Annotated in this window: 19 protein-coding genes; 8 read left to right on the top strand and 11 right to left on the bottom strand. The window is 43.3% G+C overall.

Features of this window, described 5'->3' with window-relative positions; genetic code table 11:
* Positions 1 to 40: 40 nt before the first annotated feature.
* Positions 41 to 412 (bottom strand): hypothetical protein, encoded by a 372-nt coding sequence (locus BLP85_RS07140; protein ID WP_092819506.1) that lies wholly within the window; start codon positions 410 to 412, stop codon positions 41 to 43.
* Positions 413 to 552: 140 nt separating this feature from the next.
* Complete coding sequence (aspA, locus tag BLP85_RS07135; protein ID WP_092819427.1) at positions 553 to 2,001, bottom strand: aspartate ammonia-lyase; 1,449 nt, start codon at positions 1,999 to 2,001, stop codon at positions 553 to 555.
* A gap of 474 nt (positions 2,002 to 2,475) precedes the next feature.
* Between aspA and putP the strand changes: the two genes are divergently transcribed.
* Positions 2,476 to 4,014 carry a sodium/proline symporter PutP gene (gene putP, locus BLP85_RS07130; protein ID WP_092819426.1) on the top strand — a complete coding sequence of 513 codons (1,539 nt, stop codon included), beginning with the start codon at positions 2,476 to 2,478 and terminating at the stop codon, positions 4,012 to 4,014.
* A 66-nt stretch (positions 4,015 to 4,080) separates the two neighbouring features.
* On the opposite strand, the gene BLP85_RS07125 is transcribed toward putP, so the two are convergent.
* Entirely contained in the window at positions 4,081 to 4,566 is a 486-nt protein-coding gene (locus BLP85_RS07125) for an Lrp/AsnC ligand binding domain-containing protein (RefSeq protein ID WP_092819505.1), read from the bottom strand.
* Between the two features lie 118 nt (positions 4,567 to 4,684).
* Here BLP85_RS07125 and putA point away from each other — a divergent pair, with 118 nt between their 5' ends.
* From putA to BLP85_RS07110, 3 genes are all read left to right on the top strand, one after another.
* Entirely contained in the window at positions 4,685 to 8,455 is a 3,771-nt protein-coding gene (putA, locus tag BLP85_RS07120; protein ID WP_092819425.1) for a trifunctional transcriptional regulator/proline dehydrogenase/L-glutamate gamma-semialdehyde dehydrogenase, read from the top strand.
* Between the two features lie 325 nt (positions 8,456 to 8,780).
* Complete coding sequence (gene trmA / locus BLP85_RS07115) at positions 8,781 to 9,863, top strand: tRNA (uridine(54)-C5)-methyltransferase TrmA (RefSeq protein WP_092819424.1); 1,083 nt, start codon at positions 8,781 to 8,783, stop codon at positions 9,861 to 9,863.
* Between the two features lie 243 nt (positions 9,864 to 10,106).
* Positions 10,107 to 10,337 carry a hypothetical protein gene (locus tag BLP85_RS07110; protein WP_092819423.1) on the top strand — a complete coding sequence of 77 codons (231 nt, stop codon included), beginning with the start codon at positions 10,107 to 10,109 and terminating at the stop codon, positions 10,335 to 10,337.
* An 80-nt stretch (positions 10,338 to 10,417) separates the two neighbouring features.
* On the opposite strand, the gene BLP85_RS07105 is transcribed toward BLP85_RS07110, so the two are convergent.
* Positions 10,418 to 11,176, bottom strand: coding sequence for a phosphodiester glycosidase family protein (locus tag BLP85_RS07105; protein WP_092819422.1), 759 nt, complete (start codon positions 11,174 to 11,176; stop codon positions 10,418 to 10,420).
* Between the two features lie 162 nt (positions 11,177 to 11,338).
* Here BLP85_RS07105 and BLP85_RS07100 point away from each other — a divergent pair, with 162 nt between their 5' ends.
* Positions 11,339 to 11,872 (top strand): lecithin retinol acyltransferase family protein, encoded by a 534-nt coding sequence (locus tag BLP85_RS07100; RefSeq protein WP_092819421.1) that lies wholly within the window; start codon positions 11,339 to 11,341, stop codon positions 11,870 to 11,872.
* A gap of 162 nt (positions 11,873 to 12,034) precedes the next feature.
* Here BLP85_RS07100 and BLP85_RS07095 read toward each other — a convergent pair whose 3' ends face one another.
* Positions 12,035 to 12,496 carry an SRPBCC domain-containing protein gene (locus tag BLP85_RS07095; RefSeq protein WP_092819420.1) on the bottom strand — a complete coding sequence of 154 codons (462 nt, stop codon included), beginning with the start codon at positions 12,494 to 12,496 and terminating at the stop codon, positions 12,035 to 12,037.
* 290 nt (positions 12,497 to 12,786) lie between these two features.
* Complete coding sequence (locus BLP85_RS07090) at positions 12,787 to 14,505, bottom strand: glutamine--tRNA ligase/YqeY domain fusion protein (protein ID WP_092819419.1); 1,719 nt, start codon at positions 14,503 to 14,505, stop codon at positions 12,787 to 12,789.
* 165 nt (positions 14,506 to 14,670) lie between these two features.
* Between BLP85_RS07090 and BLP85_RS07085 the strand changes: the two genes are divergently transcribed.
* Entirely contained in the window at positions 14,671 to 15,180 is a 510-nt protein-coding gene (locus BLP85_RS07085; RefSeq protein WP_092819418.1) for a peptidylprolyl isomerase, read from the top strand.
* A 186-nt stretch (positions 15,181 to 15,366) separates the two neighbouring features.
* Entirely contained in the window at positions 15,367 to 16,086 is a 720-nt protein-coding gene (locus tag BLP85_RS07080; RefSeq protein WP_092819417.1) for a UDP-2,3-diacylglucosamine diphosphatase, read from the top strand.
* A 264-nt stretch (positions 16,087 to 16,350) separates the two neighbouring features.
* Here the strand turns inward: BLP85_RS07080 and hpaI are convergent, their stop codons facing one another.
* Positions 16,351 to 17,148, bottom strand: a complete 798-nt coding sequence (hpaI, locus tag BLP85_RS07075; RefSeq protein ID WP_171259672.1) for a 4-hydroxy-2-oxoheptanedioate aldolase — start codon at positions 17,146 to 17,148, stop codon at positions 16,351 to 16,353.
* Between the two features lie 250 nt (positions 17,149 to 17,398).
* Here hpaI and nfsB point away from each other — a divergent pair, with 250 nt between their 5' ends.
* Positions 17,399 to 18,052: an oxygen-insensitive NAD(P)H nitroreductase gene (gene nfsB, locus BLP85_RS07070; RefSeq protein ID WP_092819416.1), complete on the top strand. Its 654-nt coding sequence runs from the start codon at positions 17,399 to 17,401 to the stop codon at positions 18,050 to 18,052.
* Positions 18,053 to 18,930: 878 nt separating this feature from the next.
* Here nfsB and BLP85_RS07055 read toward each other — a convergent pair.
* The 4 genes from BLP85_RS07055 to BLP85_RS07040 form a co-directional block, all read right to left on the bottom strand.
* Positions 18,931 to 19,794: a DMT family transporter gene (locus BLP85_RS07055; protein WP_092819413.1), complete on the bottom strand. Its 864-nt coding sequence runs from the start codon at positions 19,792 to 19,794 to the stop codon at positions 18,931 to 18,933.
* Between the two features lie 97 nt (positions 19,795 to 19,891).
* On the bottom strand, positions 19,892 to 20,929 hold the full coding sequence (gene fba, locus BLP85_RS07050; protein ID WP_092819412.1) for a class II fructose-bisphosphate aldolase: 1,038 nt from the start codon (positions 20,927 to 20,929) through the stop codon (positions 19,892 to 19,894).
* A gap of 122 nt (positions 20,930 to 21,051) precedes the next feature.
* Positions 21,052 to 21,324 carry a hypothetical protein gene (locus BLP85_RS07045; RefSeq protein WP_092819411.1) on the bottom strand — a complete coding sequence of 91 codons (273 nt, stop codon included), beginning with the start codon at positions 21,322 to 21,324 and terminating at the stop codon, positions 21,052 to 21,054.
* Between the two features lie 147 nt (positions 21,325 to 21,471).
* Entirely contained in the window at positions 21,472 to 22,659 is a 1,188-nt protein-coding gene (locus tag BLP85_RS07040) for a phosphoglycerate kinase (protein ID WP_092819410.1), read from the bottom strand.
* Between the last annotated feature and the right edge of the window lie 45 nt (positions 22,660 to 22,704).

Below are 22,704 nucleotides of genomic sequence, written 5' to 3'. Positions count from 1 at the left end.
TAAATCCTTTTAGATGCCGAATATGCAGCTGATGATACGATTATTTTTCACGCAGAAAATTGCGATAATAGTCATTCAGTTTCTGAATGATCTGCTTGAACTGTAACAGGTTTTCTTCGGTGTTGCCCAAACGTGCAACAAAACGCTGACTGGCTATTTCCAGGTCAATTTTTTCATTAATCAGGATGGCAGTAAAATATAAAGTTTTTAAATCATCAAAGTTGTTCAGTTTACGATTGGAAAAATAAGCCAAACGTTCAGACAGCTGATTGACCACAATTCCGTCCACGATATAACCCTGCTCCAGATCAAACTGGATATTGTTTTCTTGAAGATACAGCTGTTCAGGAGAAGGTTTTGAACTTTTAAGCAGTCCTGAACCTGTAAATAGTCCGGCAAGTTTGTTCAGCATGGGCATGACACATCGAAAAAAATCCTGAACATTTTAACCCTGTGCTGCAGCATATTCACGACTATTTTTCATATAAAAAGCGAGCCGTTTAAACAGCTCCCTTTTCTATTGCTGTCATGATTAAATTGTTGTAGCAGCAGTTAGCCGACCTGTGCCAAAGCTTCATGCTGTAAAGTGACTTCTGAAACCAGATTGCTAAAAGCAAAAATTTCATCCAGCTGTTCTTGGGTCAGTAATTCCTGCTCTAAAACCACCTGCTGAATGGTTTTATTTTCAGCAATGCACTGTTTCCCAATTTCATCGCATTTGGCGTGTCCCAAAATCGGATCCAGCAAAGTGACAATGCCGACACTGCGCATTACAGCGTCGTAACACACCTGCTCATTGGCCTGAATACCTTGAATGCATTTACGGTCAAGGCTGACAACCGCTTGGGTGAGCAGTTCAATCGACTCATTAATTGCAACCGCAATTACCGGCTCCATGACATTGAGTTGCAATTGTCCCGCTTCTGCTGCCATGGTCACGGTTAAATCGTTGCCAATGACCTTAAAGGCAATCTGGTTCACCACTTCAGGAATCACCGGGTTGATTTTGGCCGGCATAATGGACGAACCCGCCTGTAATTCAGGTAAGCGAATTTCGGCCAGACCGGTACGCGGTCCCGAACTTAAGAGGCGTAAATCGTTACAGATTTTTGAAAGCTTGACTGCCAGCCGTTTCAAGGTGCTGGATAAAATAATGAATACGCCGCAATCGCTGGTGGCTTCGACATAGTCTTCTGCACCCGTTAAATTCAGCCCGGTAATTTTATTTAAAGACTGAATTGCAGCATGCGCATAACCTTGAGGAGTATTTACCCCGGTACCAATGGCTGTGGCACCTAAATTCACTTCCAGCAAAAGCTCACGGGTACGCTGAATTAGACGTATATCCTCCTTTAATAAGGTAGCAAATGCACGGAACTCTTGCCCCAAAGTCATCGGTACGGCATCTTGCAGCTGGGTACGTCCCATTTTTAACACAAATTGAAATTCGGCAGCTTTGATATGCAGGCTATCCACCAGTTTCTGGATCGGAAGCAATAAATCATCCAGACTATAATATGTGGCTAAACGTAAAGCCGTGGGATAGACATCATTGGTGGATTGCGACTTATTGACATGATCGTTGGGATGGATATGTTCATATTGCCCCTTATGAAAACCTAAATGTTCCAGGGCAATATTGGCCAGGACTTCATTGGTGTTCATATTGATGGAAGTGCCTGCTCCGCCCTGATAGACATCTAAGGGAAAAGCCTGACTCCATTTTTCAGGTTCTGCAATTAAGCTATTGCAGGCATGCTGAATAGCCAGACTGACCTGTTCTGAAATTGTATTAAATTTAAGATTGGTTTGTGCTGAGGCTTTTTTGACTTGAGCCAGGGCCCGAATAAAATGGGACTGACTTCCCACTTTCTGATTCGAGATCTGAAAATTCTCCAGAGCACGTAAAGTATGAATACCGTAATAAGATGCGGCCGGAACTTCCTTTGCTCCCAGCAAATCACGTTCTATTCTTGTATTGTCGGGTTGAACTGTTGTCACTTTAAATATACTCACATGTATGCACCAGAATTGTGCGATTGAAAAAGTATTAAGGCTTTGCCTTATTTTAAATATTGTAAAAAGATATTTATTTGGCAATGCTCTTTAACCAAATACATCGACTCTGTAGCGAGTGTAAGCACTTGTAACTATCTCATGAAACTATCTTAGCGCTTCCAATTTGCATCATTAAAAAATCAGGCATAAAAATCTTTCAGCGTCATTTTCAATTCACAGTAGACAATTATCCGAACAAGATGAATGACATTAAGTACCATGCTTATAAATTATTTATTTTCTTAAATTTTTATCAATTGTATCTAAAAATACATTCCGCTACATAACACGTCATGAAATCCCTTAGAAATGTTACAGAAGGTAATTTCAATTTTATGTTTGAATCAGCGCCTGACTGAACCTGCACAAAAATTCATCTCGGAAAGATGGTATTCATAAGGACATAAGGATGCGCCCATGAGTCAACTGAACCCCACCCTCATCACATTTATTTTTTATATTATTGCCATGGTCGGTATAGGACTGTATGCCTATAAAGCCACCTCCGACTTTTCAGATTACATTCTGGGCGGACGCAGTCTGGGCAGCGTGGTCACCGCCCTTTCCGCAGGCGCTTCCGATATGAGTGGATGGCTGCTCATGGGCTTACCCGGTGCAATCTATCTTTCAGGCTTGTCGGAAGCCTGGATTGCAATTGGCCTGATTATTGGCGCATGGCTGAACTGGCTGCTGGTCGCCGGCCGCTTACGGGTGCATACCGAAGTACAGAACAATGCCTTAACCCTGCCGGACTATTTCACCAGTCGTTTTGGGGATCGCAAGCGTATATTACGGATGATCTCGGCTCTGGTGATTCTGGTGTTTTTCTCCATTTACTGCGCGTCAGGCATGGTGGCAGGTGCACGATTATTCGAAAGTATTTTTGGCATGTCTTACACGACGGCACTCTGGATCAGTGCAATTGCCACCATCAGCTATGTATGTATCGGCGGTTTTTTAGCGATTAGCTGGACCGATACCTTTCAGGCAGGACTGATGATTTTCGCGCTGCTGCTGACGCCGATCATGGCCTATATGGCCATCGGTGATCATAGCCAGCAGTTTGCCACAATGATTGAAACGGCTCGCCCGCATGCCACCAATATGCTTTCAGGATTAAGTACGGTCGCCATTTTATCATCACTGGCGTGGGGCTTAGGCTATTTTGGACAGCCGCATATTCTGGTGCGTTTTATGGCAGCAGATTCAGTCAAGACCATTCCGGCAGCACGTCGTATTGGCATGAGCTGGATGATTCTATGTCTAGGGGGTGCAGTCGGAGCCGGTTTTATTGGCATTGCCTACTTCCAGCATCATGCAGAACTTGCAGGCGTGGTTTCCCAGAATCCTGAAACCATCTTTATGGAACTGACCAAAATTCTGTTTAATCCCTGGATTGCAGGCGTGATTTTGGCCGCCATTTTAGCTGCGGTGATGAGTACCCTGAGCTGTCAGCTTCTGGTCTGCTCCAGCACCCTGACGGAAGATTTGTATAAAGCATTCTTACGCAAAAATGCTTCGCAAAAGGAACTGGTTTGGGTTGGACGCTTGATGGTACTGGCGATTGCCATACTTGCCATTATTCTGGCAAGCAATCCAAACAGTAAGGTTCTAGGTCTGGTTGCCTATGCCTGGGCCGGTTTCGGTGCTGCATTTGGCCCGCTGATTATCCTGTCCTTGTTCTGGAAACGCATGACCTTAAACGGCGCGATTATGGGGATTATTGTCGGTGCAATTACCGTGATTGTGTGGAAAAACACCATGGCCAGCACCGGTTTGTATGAAATTATTCCCGGTTTTATTCTGTCATTTACAAGCATTGTCGTGGTCAGCTTATTAGAAAAAGCACCTTCGCAAGAAGTGATTCAGCGTTTTGAACAGGCAGACGAATTGTACAAGAAAGAAATGGCAGAATTGCAAAATGAGCTGCCTACCCAGTCCGAGAATGCTAGATAAGTATTGCAGGATAATTTCTTTCACCGGATAAACATCAAGGGGCATTAAGCCCCTTTGTTTTATTTTTTATCCTTTGGTTTTCAGATAAATTTTGGAACTTTCCTTAATCACTTCCATCACCGGATAGCTTCGTGTTTCCTTAATTCCGGGAAGCTGCCACAGTACCTGCCCTGAAATTTTCCGAAATTCTTCCATATTGGCACAGCGGATTTTCACCACAAAGTCGAATCCGCCACTGATCATGTGACATTCCACAATTTCAGGATATTGCATGATCGCATCAGAAAATTCTTCCAAAACATTGGGGGTGGTTTTGTCCAGTAAAATCTCGACAAAAACCACAAAACTGGCATTCAGCATGTCAGGATTCAGCTTGGCTTCATAGCCCAGAATAAACCCATCTTTGGCCAGTTTCTGTACCCTGGCCAAGGCCGCAGTCGGGGACAAATTCACCGCTTCGGCCAGTTTGATATTCGAAATCCGACCATCATTTTGCAGAATATCTAAAATTTTGATATCTGTTCGATCCAGGGTAAAAATCGGGCTGCGCATCAGCATTATTCTCTAAAATAAACCAAAATTATAGTGAGTTATTCGGCATTCTTTCTGTAATCATAAATTATATAAAGCATTTTACTCAACAAAAATTTGGCAGTCACAGGATGTTGGCATGAATATGATGGACACTGAAACCCGCTTTGACCAGGCAAAACCTCACTTTGGATATATTACCGAATTCAAAGAAAAAAATGATTATGAAGTTGAGGTAAATACTGCCTGGCGCCGTGCTGAACCTGACTGTATTGAACATTTACTCGAACATAGCCAGATTTCTGAACAGCTGAACCAGCGCATTTATGATCTGGCATTCGACCTTGCCCACACCCTGCGCGAACGCAAAAGCTCGAATGGTAAAGCCGGGATCGTACAGGGATTATTGCAGGAGTTTTCACTTTCCTCTCAGGAAGGCATTGCCCTGATGTGTCTGGCGGAAGCCTTGCTGCGAATTCCGGACAGTGCCACTCGTGACTTGCTGATTCGTGACAAAATCAATCAGGGTAACTGGAAAGAGCATGTGGGGCAAAGCAGCCTGATGTTTGTCAATGCGGCTGCCTGGGGCCTCATGCTGACCGGCAAACTGATGGAAACGCCTAAACAAAAAAGTTTATCTGGCATCCTGACCGGTCTTTTGGCACGTAGTGGCCGCGGGATTATCCGCAAGGCTGTGGATGTCGCCATGCGTATGATGGGCGAGCAGTTTGTTACCGGTGAAACCATTCAGGAAGCGCTAGAACATGCAGAACCTTTAGAAGATAAAGGTTTCCGCTATTCCTATGACATGCTCGGTGAAGCCGCGCTGACCGAACATGATGCTGAACGTTATTTTCAGGATTATAGCAATGCCATCCATGCCATTGGTCAGGCTTCCAAAGACAAAGATGTTTATGATGGCCCGGGCATTTCCATCAAGCTTTCCGCCTTGCATCCACGTTATCAGCGCGCGCAGATAGACCGTGTGCATGATGAGCTGTATCCAAAAGTGCTGCAATTGGCAGAACTGGCAAAACGCTACAATATTGGCCTGAATATTGATGCCGAAGAATCCGAACGTCTGGAAATTTCTTTAGAATTACTGGAGCGACTGTGTTTTGAGCCTGGCCTTGCCGAATGGAAAGGCATTGGCTTTGTAATTCAGGCCTATCAGAAACGCTGCTTCTACGTGGTGGACTATGTAGTGGACTTAGCCAAACGCAGTCAAAAACGCCTGATGATCCGTCTGGTCAAAGGTGCTTACTGGGATAGTGAAATCAAAAAAGCCCAAATTGAGGGCATGACCGATTATCCGGTATTTACCCGTAAAGTGCATACCGATCTTTCCTATATTGCCTGTGCGAAAAAACTGTTGGCTGCGCCAGAGCAGATTTACCCGCAGTTTGCGACGCATAATGCCCAGACTCTGGCAACCATTTACCATCTGGCCAATCCGGACCAATATTACAACGGTCAATATGAATTCCAGTGCCTGCATGGCATGGGCGAACCGCTGTATGAACAGGTGGTGGGCAATAAAACGGATAACAAGCTGGGGGTGCCGTGCCGTATCTATGCCCCTGTAGGCAATCATGAAACCTTACTGGCTTATCTGGTGCGACGTTTACTGGAAAATGGCGCCAATACCTCTTTCGTGAATCGCATTGCCGACAAAAGCCTAAAAATTGAAGATCTGATTGAAAATCCGCATGCAGAAATTTTGAAAAATGCAGCCAAAGAATCACAGGTGGGTCAGAAGCACCCTGCTATTCCCCTGGCCCCTGATTTATACGGCGATAAACGTCCAAACTCGGCGGGTCTGGATTTAGCCAATGATCATGACCTGACCGACCTTAACCAGACTGCACACAACCTGAGTCAGCATCAATGGCAGGCCAAAGCCTTGGGGAAAAACCTCGGTCTTGAAAATGGCTCAACTGAGACAAGCTCACAGTCACTTCTTATTGTGAATCCTGCCGATCATCTAGATATTGTGGGTCATGTACAGGAAGCAAGCGCTGATCAGGTCAATCAGGCCCTGGATCAGGCCGTGAATGCACAAGCTGAATGGAGCAATCTACCGAAAGACATGCGTGCTGCTTGCTTACAGCGTGCAGCGGATATCATGCAATCGCGTTTGCAGAAATTGATGATTTTACTCTGCCGTGAAAGTGGTAAAACCTATGCCAATGCCATTGCAGAGGTTCGCGAAGCAATCGACTTCATGCGTTATTACGCCGCTCAAATCATCGATCTGGATGATGACGCCCTGATTCAGCCCCTAGGCACGGTGTTATGCATCAGTCCTTGGAATTTCCCTTTGGCGATTTTCACCGGGCAAATCTCAGCGGCACTGGTGGCCGGAAATACCGTGATTGCCAAGCCGGCTGAGCAAACCCCTCTTATTGCTGCTCAAGCGGTTCAAATTTTGTGGCAAGCCGGCGTTCCTCAAGATGTGCTGCAACTTCTTCCGGGTCAGGGTGAAACCGTTGGTGCGCAATTAAGTTCAGATAAGCGTATTCAAGGCATCATGTTTACCGGTTCTACCGAGGTTGCCAAAATTTTGCAAAAAACCCTGGCTCAACGACTCAGTACGTCGGGCCAGCCTATTCCACTCATTGCGGAAACAGGCGGTCAAAATGCCATGATCGTGGACTCGTCCGCATTGACCGAACAGGTGATTCTGGATGTGGTCAGCTCGGCTTATGACAGTGCCGGTCAGCGCTGTTCAGCCCTGCGTGTGCTTTGTGTGCAGGAAGACAATGCCGATAGTGTCATTCAGATGCTGAAAGGCGCGATGCAGCAACTGCGCGTAGGCAATCCGTTGCTGTTAAAAACCGATATCGGCCCGGTGATCGATCTTGAGGCACAAAGCAATATTCAGAAACATATTGATCAAATGCGGAGTAAAGGTCATGCCGTACATCAGCTGATGTTGAATCCCGGACAGGATCAAGCTCTGGCACAAGGGACTTTCATTCCGCCTACCCTGATTGAATTGCCGAATCTGGACGATTTGCAGCGTGAAGTATTTGGTCCGGTTTTACATGTCATCCGCTACAAATACGGTCAACTGGAACAGCTGCTTGAACAGGTCAATGCCAAAGGTTATGGCCTGACCATGGGACTGCATACCCGTATTGATGAAACCATTCAGACCGTGATTGCACATGCAGAAGTCGGCAATTTATACATCAACCGCAATATTGTCGGTGCGGTGGTCGGTGTTCAGCCTTTTGGCGGTGAAGGCTTGTCCGGTACGGGTCCTAAGGCCGGCGGCCCAATTTACCTGTATCGTTTGATGCAGCACTGCTCTGCGAAAAAACTGGTTCAACCATTTGCGACTCAGACACAGGTTACACAGCCAGCGCATCAGCCTTTATATGACGTGTTTTACACCTGGGCAGAAAAAACCTTCCCGCAATATCAATTGCAACCGTGCCCTGCATTCTGTTCTGGCCATCATTATGAATTGCAAGGCCCGACTGGTGAAAGCAATCAATATGTGGTGTTGCCAAGAAAACGTGTGCTGTCTCTGGCAGAGCAGGAACAGGATCAGATTCAGCAACTGGCGGCAATTTTTGCGGTTGGCAGTCAACCAGTGGTGCTGGCCGAGAATACCTTTGTGCTCAAATATCTTTCTAAAATGCCCAAAGAAATTGCACAGCGTTTTGCCGTAATCCGGAACATCGAAAGCGGCGATTTTGATGCGGTACTGCATCACGGCACCCAAGCCCAACTGCAACATTTGCAAACTCAAATTGCTGGCCGTTCCGGGGCAATTATCGGCGTCACGCATTTAAAACCGCTGGATCATGATATTCCTTTAGAACGATTGGTGATTGAGCGCGCGATCAGCATCAATACCGCAGCTGCAGGAGGCAATGCCAGCCTGATGACCTTAAATTAAAAGTTTAAATTAAAAGCTCTACTTCAACTTAAATTTAAATAGCTTTAGCGCTGGACAACAGATCCAGCTGTCGTTTCCTCTTTGCCAAGTCAACTTCTCCCTGGTCTGGTTGACTTGGTTTCTTTTTGATTCCGGAACCGTTCCAATACTGCTGATTTTTGTCTTTTAATCAACCTCCGCCTTGATCATACGCAAGATCAAAAAACATATTTGAATTTAAGTTCAAACTGTATATTTGTGCTGCTTATTAGGGAATAAGTTTAGTCATCTGATGCAAACTTTGTTACCATCCCTGTTTTCAATGTGTTTGTGATTTTTACTGCATATGACTTCAGCTTATCAGTTACAACTTGATGCCAAGATTGCACGTATTTCTGCTCAATTTGCCGAGTTTAATCCTCCTTCTTTAGAAGTATTTCCGTCGCCTGAACAAAACTTCCGTATGCGTGCAGAATTCCGTATTTGGCATACTGAGGACGATATGTTTTATGCGATGTTTGAACGCAGTGAAGATCAGCAAAAACAGGTCATTCGCATTGACGAATTTCCGATTGCAGATAAAAGCATTAATCAGCTGATGCCAATTTTGCTGCAAGAACTGAAAAGCAATGCGGTATTGTCTAAACGCTTGTTTGAAGTTCACTTTTTGGCGACATTAAAAGGCGAAATGCTGGTTTCATTGGTTTATCGCTGTCCCCTGGATGCCGAATGGGAAAGCTTGGCAAAACAGCTGGCTGAAAAACTGAAAATCAAAATTATTGGCCGTAGCCGCGGTCAAAAAGTGGTCTTAAGTGATGAGTTTGTCGTAGAAGAACTGCAAGTATTGGGTCGTACCTATCAATACAAGCAAATCGAAAGCAGCTTTACCCAGCCCAATGCTCAAGTCTGTCAAAAGATGCTGGAATGGGCTTGTAACGCGGCCAAACAGTCAGATAAAGACTTACTGGAATTGTACTGCGGTAACGGTAATTTCACCCTGCCACTATCCACCAGGTTCAATCGCGTACTGGCAACCGAACTGGCCAAATCATCGGTCTATGCGGCACAGTGGAATATTGAACACAACCAGATTGACAATATTCAGGTAGCCCGTTTGTCGGCTGAAGAATTTACCGAGGCCTATAATGGAGAACGTGAATTCCGCCGCTTGCAGGAAGCGGAAATCGACATCACCAGCTATGACTTCGATACGGTATTTGTTGATCCGCCACGTGCCGGCATTGACAATGAAACATTAAAACTGCTGCAGCGTTTTGAACGGATCATTTATATCTCATGTAATCCGGATACTTTAGAGGACAATTTAAAGACCTTATCGCATACGCATAAAGTGACCAAATTTGCGATGTTTGACCAGTTCCCCTACACCCATCACGTCGAGTCGGGTGTGTTGCTGGAAAAGATTTAAACAATTTATTTCATTTTTAGTTTTATATACAAATGAAGCTCAACTGAGCTTCATTTTTTATGATATTGAAAATTAAATGTTTACAAACCTTCATCTGGCAGTAACTGTCATAATCCCGTTAAATTATTGTGTCAGAATCGGAAAAATTTGTGTCTAATTGCTGCTTTTATCACTGTTATAGGCTTGTATTCCTCAAAAAACTGGATATATTTCGATCTATGTTAGGTTGCATATGAAGGCTCTATGAGTTTTTGGCAAAAGCTGTTTTCTGCTAATCAACAGCACAACGAACACAAGAATCAGATTTCCTGTGTCGAAAATGATTGCTCTTGTAAATCGAATGAACAATTGATCGAAGCTTTAACGAAAGCAACAGATGAAAAAGTCATCATTGGAATTAAGAAAGTCTTAATTTCAAGAGGTTATAGCCGTAAAGAGTTAAATGAATTACAGCATCTACCACTTCAACAATAGAGTCTAAACCCTCTAAATAAAGGCATTTAGTTCACTGAATGCCTTTTTATTTGCCCTTTTTTAATGGCTGGCGAATTTCATTATTCAGTAGAACAGTTCTGTTGATCGATATAGGCCACCATCGGCCCTAAATGAAACAATGAGTCTGAACGCTTTAACTGCGGAATATAGGCACTTGAGATTGAACCATCCAGATACAAGGCATTTTGCACCTTAAGCTGTTGTTGAAAAAATTGTGCAAATTGATAAAAACTGACTGCATTGCGACTGATCACAAAATATAAGCTTTGATCTTTAATCCCGACAGCGTTACGGATTTTTAACGAGTCTGAATCTTTTAGAAAATTGGGATTTATCTGCCCGTCAATCACCAGCATCGGTCCCGATTGCGTCGCATATTCGGCATTAAAATTGAGCTTTTGATAATCTTCGGTCTTGGTAATCAGGCTGTGATGTCGATTCCATGCCAATACCCCATTGGGTTGCAGATGAAAATTGCCATATGCCTGCTTTACCGTGTTGAGTTTTTGCTGTTGCCGAGCTGCTTCAATATATAAGCCGACCGGAGAATAGTCCGCATGATACATCCCGGCATTCATGGCAAAGAGCAGCTTTTCACATCGCTTCAGCTGCTTTGCCACAGCCTGGAATTTAGCTAACGGTTGATGGGTCTGGTTATCATTTAAAAACAGGCGCAAGTTTTGTGGCTGATCTATTTTGACCACATCAACATCTACCCCTTCATTTTGCCAGCGCTGGATATGAAGGTCGGCATAAGTGAGGTTGCTAAAACTGAGTAAAGCGACAACTGCACATTTTATTAACAATACTTTCTTCATGTTGCTGTGGCTCATGAGGTATGCTGAGTCCTGACATTGTATACTGCGATGTAATGGATATATAAAAGTCTGTCAGCTTGGTGAAATAGTCGATTCTTTTATAAAGAAGCAGTAAACTACATCAACAAAACATATTTGTAACTTTATTGGCTAAACGTCAACATGCAACAGCAGAAAATACGATTTCCTTTAGGGGCACATCTTATCGTTAAACACTTTGGATATTCTCATCACGGCATTTATGCAGGTCGTGGCCGGGTTATTCACTATTCCGGTTTTGCTCATTTATTTAAGAAACGCCCCATTGAAATCACCTCACTGGAAAAATTCAGTTTTGGTAAAACCATTATTATCCAGCAATATAACAATCCTAAATTTCGCGGCCGTAAAGTGGTACGGCGTATGCGTTCTCGCATGAACGAAAACCAGTATCATCTGATTATTAACAATTGCGAACACTTGTGTACCTGGGCCATTACCGGTGTAGAAAGCAGTCCTCAAGTCATCCGCATGATGAACCGTTTAACCACCATCGGTTATGTCAGCTCACTCATGAGTTTTATGAACAGCATGTTGCTGACCCTCACCACCACCTGTTTTGCATTGGTGCTGTACATCAAGAAAAAGTTACGTGATAAGGCAAAAAAACGGATTCCGCATTATCTCTGGCTAAAAGAACAGAATCCCAAGCAGTGATTGCACCGGCTCGTTTCTCATTGCAGGATAAAATTTAAATTACCCATAGACATGCAGATCTTTTAGCTGGTTTTAACTTCAAGGAGATGACTTCTCCATATACTCCATATACCCCATCTGCATAGCAACGAATCACCAATCCATAACAGTTGATTAGTAGGTTTAGATCACCCCCATTTCGACAAAGGGCGGAAACTTGTCATTGACCAGATTTAACTGCGCTCCATATTCCAGATAAGCTTTGCAGCCATCCAGCACAGTGGTGAAACCGCCTGTTTGCTCAATCACAAAAGCAATTAAGTCTGAGCCTTGCAAGGGAATATCATAATTGCGAATGCGAAGATAAGTTTCTTGTACGGTTAATTTCTCAAAAATAAAGTCTACCGTACTCTTGGGCTCTCCCCAGATCATCTGGATCAGTTCATTGTTAATCAGCTGTTCGACATACACACTGCTGGTCACTTCATATTTTTCCCAATACCAGTCTACTGTTGTGTTTTCAATCAAGGGTCCTGTAGATGAAGTAAACCAGAACTTGCTGGTGATTTCGGGATCAGCAAAGGCATTAAACACCTCTGCAACGGGTTTACGAATTAACATTTGGGTTTCTATGACAACGCTCATTTTTATTCCCCTCAGCCTGTTGTTTTAGTGATCGCCATGCTTACGTTCTTATTGAATATTATTTTTCCCAGAATAAACAGTCCTGGTTAATAAGATCACACAATAAAGTGACTACCGTCAGGACTGGTCATTTTATGCTTACGAAAAAGCCCAACCGAAGTTGAGCTTTTAGCATATTTATTTCAATTCATTTTTAACTGTATCACAGATAGCTTGTTAGTCACAGCTTCATCTCTTGCGGCCGGCAAATGCGCCTTATCTGGCGCAAGATGAAAGGGTGTAACTTATCCTTACTTAGGCTTAAAGCTGTCTTTTAAGTCCAGAATACGGTTAAACACTGGTTTCACTGCTGTGTGATCATATTGATCTGCTACGAAGTAACCTTCACGTTCAAACTGGAAACGGTCTTCAGGCTTCGCTTCAGCCAGTGCAGGTTCAATCACCGCTTGAACTGTCTGTAATGAGTCAGGATTCAAGTTGGCAAGGAAGTCATCGCCCACTTCCGGATCAGATTCATTGAATAAACGGTCGTAGATACGGACCTCAGCAGGCACACCCTTGGTTGCAGAAACCCAGTGAATTACGCCTTTCACCTTACGGCCTTCCGGGTTCTTGCCTAAAGTTTCCGGATCGATTGAACATTTCAGTTCAACCACTTCACCGTTTTCATCCTTAATCACTTCATTGCATTTGATCACGTAAGCATGACGTAAACGTACTTCACCATCTGGAATCAAGCGTTTAAAGCCTTTAGGCGGTGCTTCTTCAAAGTCTTTACGGTCAATGTAAATTTCAGACGTTAATGGAATGATACGGTCACCCATGTCGACGTTCGGATGACGTGCATGAGTCAAATCCATATCTTCAGGCAAGTTGGTTAAAGTCACTTTCAGCGGATTCAACACTGCCATGCCGCGTGCAGCGGTATTTTCCAAAGACTGACGAATGCAGTATTCCAGCATTGCCACATCGACAATACCGTCAGACTTCGACACCCCCACACGTTTACAGAAATCACGCAGACCTTCAGGCGTGAAACCGCGGCGGCGCATACCGACTACGGTTGGCATACGTGGATCGTCCCAACCATGTACAAAGCCGCCTTCTACCAGTTTACGCAGCTTACGCTTCGAGGTAATGGTGTAATCGACATTTAAACGGCTCGATTCGTACTGGTGTGGAACGGCTGGAGATTTCACCTTCTCCACAATCCAGTCATAGAATGGACGGTGATCCTGGAATTCCAAGGTACATAAAGAGTGAGTCACACCTTCAATGGCATCGGATAATGGATGCGCATAGTCATACATCGGGTACATTTTCCATTTATCACCCGTCTGATGATGTTCAGAGTGCAATACCCGATACATGATTGGATCACGCATATGTACGTTTGGAGATGCCATATCAATTTTGGCACGCAGTACTGCCTGACCTTCGCCCAGCTCGCCATTACGCATTTGTTCAAAACGCGCCAGGTTTTCTTCTACAGTCGCGTCACGGAATGGAGAGTTTTTGCCCGGTTCTACAAATGAACCGCGGTTTAACTTGATTTCTTCAGGTGTTTGCAAATCTACATAGGCATCGCCCTGTTCAATCAGTTGCACTGCCCATGTGTACAGTTGATCGAAATAGCTTGATGCATAGCGAGGTTCACCATTCCAGTTAAAACCGAGCCATTTTACGTCGTTGGCAATACCATCCACATATTCTTGTTCTTCTGCGTCCGGGTTGGTATCGTCAAAACGCAAGTTACATAAACCGTCAAATTCTTGCGCAATACCGAAGTTCAAACAAATCGCTTTCACATGACCAATATGCAGATAACCATTCGGTTCCGGTGGAAAACGCGTGATCACTTGCTGGGTACGGCCTGCTGCCAAATCGTCAGTAATGACCTGGCGTACAAAATCTAAGCCAGGCTGTTGTTCTTGCTGCGCAGCATCGACAGGTTGAGTACTTGTTGTCGGGTTATTTGGCAGGGATGAAACAACATCATTCGGCTTCATAGTTGATAAATCACTTCTATAAGATAAAATAGGATAATTAAAACGCTTTTCTCCATTTTTAACAAAGAAAATAACGTTTTTGCTTGCCTTGTAGTTTACAGTTTGCTTATGCTTCTCTCAACCAAAAACCCATGGCTTTTTTGTCCATGATCAGGAGATTATAGAATGAGTTTTCCTCAAGTCGAATTAAACACCAATAAAGGACGCATTGTTCTTGAACTTAACTCAGAAAAAGCACCTAAAACTGTTGCTAACTTTTTGGAATATGTTCGTGATGGTTTTTATGATGGCGTAATTTTCCACCGTGTTATTGACGGTTTCATGATCCAGGGCGGTGGCATGGATGAAAATTTCAAAGAAAAAGCAACGCGTGATTCAATTGAAAACGAAGCAGACAATGGTCTAAGCAATGACGAAGGTACAATCGCTATGGCGCGTACCCAAGCTCCTCACTCTGCTTCTGCTCAGTTCTTCATTAACGTGAAAAACAACGCTTTCCTTAATCACACGGGTAAAACAGCTCAAGGTTGGGGTTATGCCGTATTTGGTAAAGTGGTTGAAGGTATGGATGTCGTGAATGAAATCAAAGGCGTTCGCACAGGTAACCGTGGCTACCACGCTGACGTTCCTCTAGAGAACGTTGTGATTGAATCTGCAAAAATCATTGCTGAATAAAAATCCCTCCTAACCTCCCTGAGCGAGTTTTAAAGCACTGCTTTTAAATCGAAGCGCAAGAAAGGGAGGAACTTTCCTCCATAAAATAAAGGTTTATTCCTTTATTATAAAAGTTGGGAAGTCCCTCTTTATCAAAGATGGGTGAGGAGCATTGCTCCGCAAGGGAGATTACAAAAAGGAATATACGTGACCTATCTGTTTATCTCTGATTTACATTTGTCACCTGAACACCCTCGACTCGTTCGGGGGTTTTTGGATTTATTGGACAGTTATAAAGATAAAAATACCCAGCTCTATATTTTGGGTGACTGGTTTAATGCCTGGATTGGCGATGACTACACTGCGCCCTGGCTGGATGACATTGTCCATGCCCTGCAAAAGTTTCATCAGGCCGGCAATCAGGTATATTTTCAGGCTGGCAACCGTGATTTCGCACTCGGCAAAAAATTCTTAAAACAATTCCAGGGCACATTGCTGTCTGAACCCGCCATTTTAAAAATATCCGACACCACATACCGTTTAGAACATGGCGACCTACTCTGCACCGATGATGTGTCTTACCAAAAATTCCGCAAGATCATTCGCAATCCATTGCTGTTAGGTTTTTTAAAACGTATGCCTTTAAGTTTTCGGCAAAAACTGGCCAATGGTTTCCGTAAAAAAAGTGCTGAAACCAAGCAAGTCAAATCTTATGACATTATGGATGTAAATCAGTTCGCGGTGAACGTTGCCTTAGAACATGTTGACGTATTAATTCATGGTCATACACATCGCCCCGCGATACATGATATTCAGGCTAAAAAAAGGATTGTACTGGGGGACTGGCGCGAACATTCGGCACAGATTTTAGAGATCAATCCTGAACAAAAAAATGTAAAATTAGAATTAAAGACCTGGGCTTATTAAATATAAATTTCCATTATCAGCTTTTATCCCTCGACTATGTCATTCACAATCTGTCGGGAACTACGCTGTAATGTTTCTGCGATGAAAAAAATTTAGCTGACCAAAAGTAAAACCGGTTTTGTGAATGACAAATGCCTTGGGTTTCAAGCGGCCATACTTTTCAAGGCAAAACCAAAAAAGCACCCACAGAACTCCTGACTCTATAATTACAGTTGCTGGGAGTCCCTCAGGTACAATTTAGAAGCCGATATAAAATATTAAAAATTAATAGCCACCTTCAGATTTAACCACTTCAGTACCATCTTTGTATTTGGCTAAAAGTTCACGCAGAGAGTTCATCAAGACACTGGTATCTACACCCACCGCAACAAACTCGGTACCCAAATCAATATATTTTTGCGTCACTTCATGCGCAGTCGATAGAATTCCCGCTGCTTTACCTGATGCCCGAATGCGTTGAATGGCATCTATTACGGCTTTTTGTACTTCCGGATGATTCGGATTACCCTGATAACCCATGGTCGCAGACAAATCTACAGCGCCAATAAACACGCCATCAATGCCATCCACTTTTAAAATCTCGTCCAGATTTTCTAAGCCTGTCACTGATTCAATCTGAATCAGCAGGCAAATATTTTCATGCGCTTTGGCATAATAGTCAGGAATGCTGTTCCAGCGCGTCGCACGTGCCAGTGCCGCTCCCACGCCACGAATCCCCTCTGGCGGATAACGTACCGCTTTCACCATCAGCTCAGCCTGCTCAACCGTTTCCACCATGGGAATCAATAAAGTTTGTGCCCCAATATCCAAAAGCTGCTTAATCAGCTGTACGCTGCCAATGGGTGGACGCACCACGGCTTGTGAAGGATAAGCCGCTATACTTTGCAATTGAGAGAGTGTGGTTCTTAAATCGCTCGGTGCATGTTCACCGTCAATCAGCAACCAGTCATAACCGGCATTGGCCGCAATTTCAGTTCCATAAGCATCGGCCAAACCCACCCATAAGCCAATCTGCTGTTGGGTTTTTAATTTTCTTTTAAAATGGTTTGTATCATCTATCATTGTCTGACTCGGTCTACAGGCGATGTAATTATTCGATTAAACGTGATTTAACAAAAAGTACCAATATAGATTTCGTATTTTATCATTGTATATAGCTATTAATAATTCATTTTATTAAGTTTTTATTCTATACCAACCTCAATACCGACATTCTTTATCTTAGGATATAAATTATCTAAAAATTCTTCCAAGCCATTTCAGCCAAGAATCAGGTAAAATCATTAAAAATTTAATAGTGGAAATGTCACTCATGGATTTATTAAACATTTCAAAAACACGTTACACCACCAAAGCATATGATGCTTCCAAAAAAATTCCACAGGAACAATTTGAACGTTTACTGGAAATTCTGCGTCTCACGCCATCCTCCATCAATATTCAACCCTGGCATTTTTTTATTGCCGATCATCAAGCTGCCAAAGAGCGCATTGCCAAGGCTTTAGTGGGTAAATATGCTTATAATGCCCCTAAAGTCTTAGATTCTTCTCACACCATTCTGTTCTGTACCAAAGCAGATATCAGTGAACAGCATTTAGATACCCTGCTTACTCAGGATGATGTCAGTGGCCGTTTTAAAGATGAAAAAGCCAAACAGGGTCAGAAAGACAGCCGCAGCGGATATGTGGATTATTACCGTAATGAAAAAGGTGATATTCAGCGCTGGGCAGAAAATCAGACCTTTATTGCGTTAGGTCAACTACTGCTGGCCGCAGGTATTGAAGGAGTTGATGCCACGCCTATTGGCGGATTTGATGAACAGATCATCCGCCAGGAACTGGAATTAGATGAAAAAGGTTTAATTCTGTCGGTGATTATGACCCTGGGTTACCGTAGTGAAAATGATTTCAACGCTCAATTACCCAAGTCACGTCTGAGCCGTGAAGAAATTTTCACCAAGCTGTGATTAAAAAAAATTACAATAAAAGGGGCTTATGAGCCCCTTCCATGTCATTTCGGGACTTATTTTTGCAACAGGACTCAGGTATATTGGCAAAAAAATAAACGGTAGTCCCTATCATGCTTTCAGCTATTAAAATGCCGATAAAATTTGAATGTCCCTCTTGCCAAACGGTTTACATGCACAAATACAGCCCAGATGCTATTTTGACCTCTTATCCTACATGCCCTGATTGTCAGCAACCCGGTCAACTTCAGGGCACAATTGAAATGCAAGATCTATTCAAACATCCTGTTGTTCTGGTCAACTACTATTGGAAAGATACCTTACAGCGCTTTCAACGCTCGTGATTGATTCGATAGATCTCTTTCATAAATCAAAAAATGTTCAATATTGGATTTTTTAAATCAGCACGGCCTCATTTGAATGATTTAATTTTTTGTACCTTCTCGTAGGCAATCTCTCTACTTTTGAAAGGTCAAAAGTAGACAAAAACCTTTTGTTTCCCATACACGACTTCCTTGTCGTGATGGGAAACGTGTGGCATCCATGCCACACTCATGAATCTAATACCAACTAAAATCTATTTTAAATTTTAGCTTTACGAACAATTTTCATTTATTTGCTGACGATTTTATGGTCTGCTTTTTGCTTCAAACCTATTTATAACGATTAAAATTTTTAAGAGATTCCGCATGTCTTTATTTATTCCATGCCAATGAAATTTGAGTGTCCTCATTGCCAGCAATATTATCTTCAGCTTTATCAGCAAGAAAATCATCACTATCCTGCCTGCCCTGTCTGTCATCAAAATGGCTTATTATTGGGTATGGCAGAAAAGCAAGATTTTCTGCAGCACCCTTTCATTTTTGTATCGAGCTATATCAGACAGACATGGTATAAGCTAAGCAAATAACGCTTACCAAACCTAAAGCCAGACCGAATGCTGTTGCAGGTTTCAATTTTTCTTTAAACAGCATTAAGCCACTGAAAGTACCCAAGATCACCACCAGAATATTCATGCCTGCAAACACAATTGCAGGCGTGTCTTTTAACAACATATGCGCCTTGACATACAGGGCTATATTGGCAAAATTTAAGATTCCCAGCCCCAATCCAGCCAGAATATTTTGACTACTTCCTGCTGTTTTCGTGGTCATGGCAATATACGCCAATGACAGAATGAAGGCACAGATAAACATCAAGTTTAGTGCCACGGCAAACTGCACACCCAAGCCAGTAGTATACTTGAGCAGCACATCAATCAGCGCATAGCCACACCAGACCAAAGCCAGATAGAGCAAGCCTTGCTTTGAAAATGGCTGCCCTTGCGCTGCCGTTTGATGTGAAAATAAAATACTGAGTACAGCCGAAATTCCCAATCCGATCCCGATGATTTTCAAGCCATTAAACTGTTCCTGAAAAATAAAGAATGCTGCCAGCAGGGATAACACCACCGATAAGCGCTGGGCAATTTCCGTTTTGATAATACCGGCATATTGCAGTGATTTCGCCAAGCACAGGAAAATACTCGGCAATAGCATACCCAGCACCACAATCAGCCACCACGGCGTATCAATGACTGATATATGCTGTAAATCGGGCTTAAACCATAAAAAACAGAGTACACTTGCAGACGCATAGTTCCAGACAATCATCTGCAAGACATCAAAACCTTTGGCCTTGCATAATTTCAACAAAATTGAGATGACGACACTACAGCATGCTGCAGCCAATATAAGTTCCATCTTTTGCCTTATTTCCCCTATTTATCATGCTTTAGCAATTAGATACAGAAAAGCCCACAATTGATGTGGGCTTTTGATTATAGATAATCTTTATGGATTATTTATAACGACTGACCATTTTCTCCAAAGAAATTGGACGAATCTTGTCTGCATGACCTGCAGTACCAAACGCTGTATAACGATCTACACAGATTTGTTTCATTGCAACAATAGTTTCTGCAAAGAATTTACGTGGATCGAATTCGCTTGGTTTTTCAGCCATCATACGGCGCATTGCACCAGTCGATGCCAAACGCAAGTCCGTATCGATATTGATTTTACGAACACCGTGTTTGATTGCTTCAACCAGTTGTTCAACAGGCACACCATAAGTTTCTTTGATGTCGCCGCCAAATTCATTGATTACAGCCAACCATTCTTGTGGCACAGAGCTTGAACCGTGCATGACAAGGTGGGTATTTGGTAATGCCGCATGAATTTCTTTAATACGGTCAATCGCCAGGATGTCGCCTGTAGGTGGACGCGTGAATTTGTAAGCACCGTGTGAAGTACCTACCGCAATCGCCAACGCATCTACATCGGTATCGGCAACAAAGGAACGTGCTTCTTCTACAGAAGTCAGCAGTTGAGAATGGTCAAGTACGCCTTCTGCGCCTACGCCATCTTCTTCACCCGCCATACCGGTTTCAAGGCTACCCAGGCAGCCAATTTCACCTTCAACCGAAACGCCACAAGCGTGCGCCATTTGAACAGTACGGCGAGTCACGTCTACGTTGTATTCGTATGAAGTTGGGGTTTTGCCATCTTCACCCAAAGAACCGTCCATCATGACAGATGAGAAGCCCAACTGGATAGAACGTTGACATACGTCAGGACTTGTACCGTGGTCTTGATGCATTACCACTGGAATGTGTGGCCATTCTTCAATCGCAGCTAAAATCAGGTGACGTAAGAATGGAGCACCTGCATATTTACGGGCACCCGCGGATGCTTGCACAATGACAGGTGAATTTGTTTCGTCTGCGGCCAACATAATTGCACGCATTTGTTCTAAATTGTTTACGTTGAACGCTGGTACGCCGTAGTTGTGTTCTGCAGCGTGATCCAAGAGCTGGCGCATTGAGATTAGAGCCATAATATCCTCCCAGGTAATGCGCCATATTCTACATGGACTCAGGTTTCAATTCAGCAACTAAACACACTATTTCAAAAAAAATCCCTGCTTATGCAGGGACTTTTAGATCAAAAAACACAAACTTACTGTGCAGTTGCTGTAGAAGCAGCCTCATCGGTAGCGGCAGTCGCTTCATCTGCTGGTGCATTTGCCACTTCAGCAGGTACATCGGTATTTTTTTCATCCAGGACAGGCTTATCCAAGGCATCAATCGCTTTTTGCTGTTCTGGTGTGGTTTGCTCATCTACTGCTGCAGAAGCGGCAGTTTCAGTTTTAGGTGCTTCATCTTTCTTGGCACAGGCAGTCAAAGCCAAAGGTAAAATCACAAGTGCTGCAAGTGTTAATTTTAGGTTCATCACATTTTCCTACCACAGGAGATTTAATGACCGGAATTTTATTGCAGTTATATTGCATTTTTATGACTAAAAAATGAATCACTGAAATGAAAGAGGAATGAAAAAAGGCTGACCGCAGTCAACCTTTTTTACTTTTAAAAGAATGTATTAAGCACGTTCTAAAAGCACAGCAACCGCTGGAAGTGTTTTACCTTCAACAAATTCAAGGAATGCACCACCACCAGTAGAGATATAGCCAATCTGGTCTGCAACGTTGTATTTATCGATTGCCGCTAAAGTATCGCCACCACCTGCAATAGAGAAACCGTCAGATTCAGCAATCGCCAGTGACAAGGCTTTAGTGCCTTCACCAAACTGATCTACTTCAAATACGCCAACAGGACCATTCCAGAGAATCGTTTTAGAGGTTTTCAGGATTTCAGCAAATGCTTTTGCAGTTTCCGGACCCACGTCTAAAATCATGTCGTTGTCTGCAACATCTTCAACTTTTTTCACAACGGCTTTAGCCGCAGCCAATGAACCCAGGAAGTCGTCGAAGTTGATTTCAGAAGCATCTGCAACCACAACGTCAGTTGGAAGCGGGATAGATACTTTTGCTGCAATGGCTTTTGCAGTATCAATCAAATCATTTTCGCACAGTGATTTACCCACGTTGTAACCAGCCGCAGCCAGGAAGGTATTGGCAATACCACCACCTACGATAATTTGATCGCAAATGTCTGAAAGTGAAGTGAGTACGTCAAGCTTAGTTGATACTTTAGAACCCGCAACAATGGCAACCATTGGTTTTTCAGGGGTTTTAAGTGCACGGCCTAAAGCATCCAGTTCTGCTGCAAGTAAAGGACCCGCTGCTGCGACTTTTGCAAAACGTGCCACGCCTTCAGTTGAAGCTTCTGCACGGTGTGCAGTACCGAAGGCATCCATCACAAATACATCGCAAAGTGCTGCATATTTTTGTGCAAGTTCAGGGTTGTTTTTCTTTTCACCTACATTGAAACGGCAGTTTTCAAGCAATACCACTTGACCTGCTGCAACTTCAACACCATCTAAATAATCAGTGAAAAGTTTGACTTCCTGGCCCAAAGCTTCAGTTAAGTACGCTGCAACTGGCGCCAAAGACTGTTCAGGTTTTGGTTCACCTTCAACTGGACGACCAAGGTGTGAATAAACCATTACTGCTGCACCTTTTTCCACGGCCGCTTTAATGGTTGGTAATGCTGCGCGTAAACGTGCATCACTGGTAATTACACCGTTTTTAACAGGAACGTTTAAATCTTCACGAATTAGTACACGCTTACCTGCCAAATCCAGGTCAGTCATACGCTGAAAGTTCATGTATAGCTCACTTTATAGATATAAAAAACGCCCCGATTTTAAATG

The organism is Acinetobacter kookii, assembly GCF_900096895.1.
GTDB lineage: Bacteria > Pseudomonadota > Gammaproteobacteria > Pseudomonadales > Moraxellaceae > Acinetobacter > Acinetobacter kookii.
Note: the sequence above shows the minus strand (reverse complement) of the source record. Positions and strands in the feature narration are given on the sequence as shown.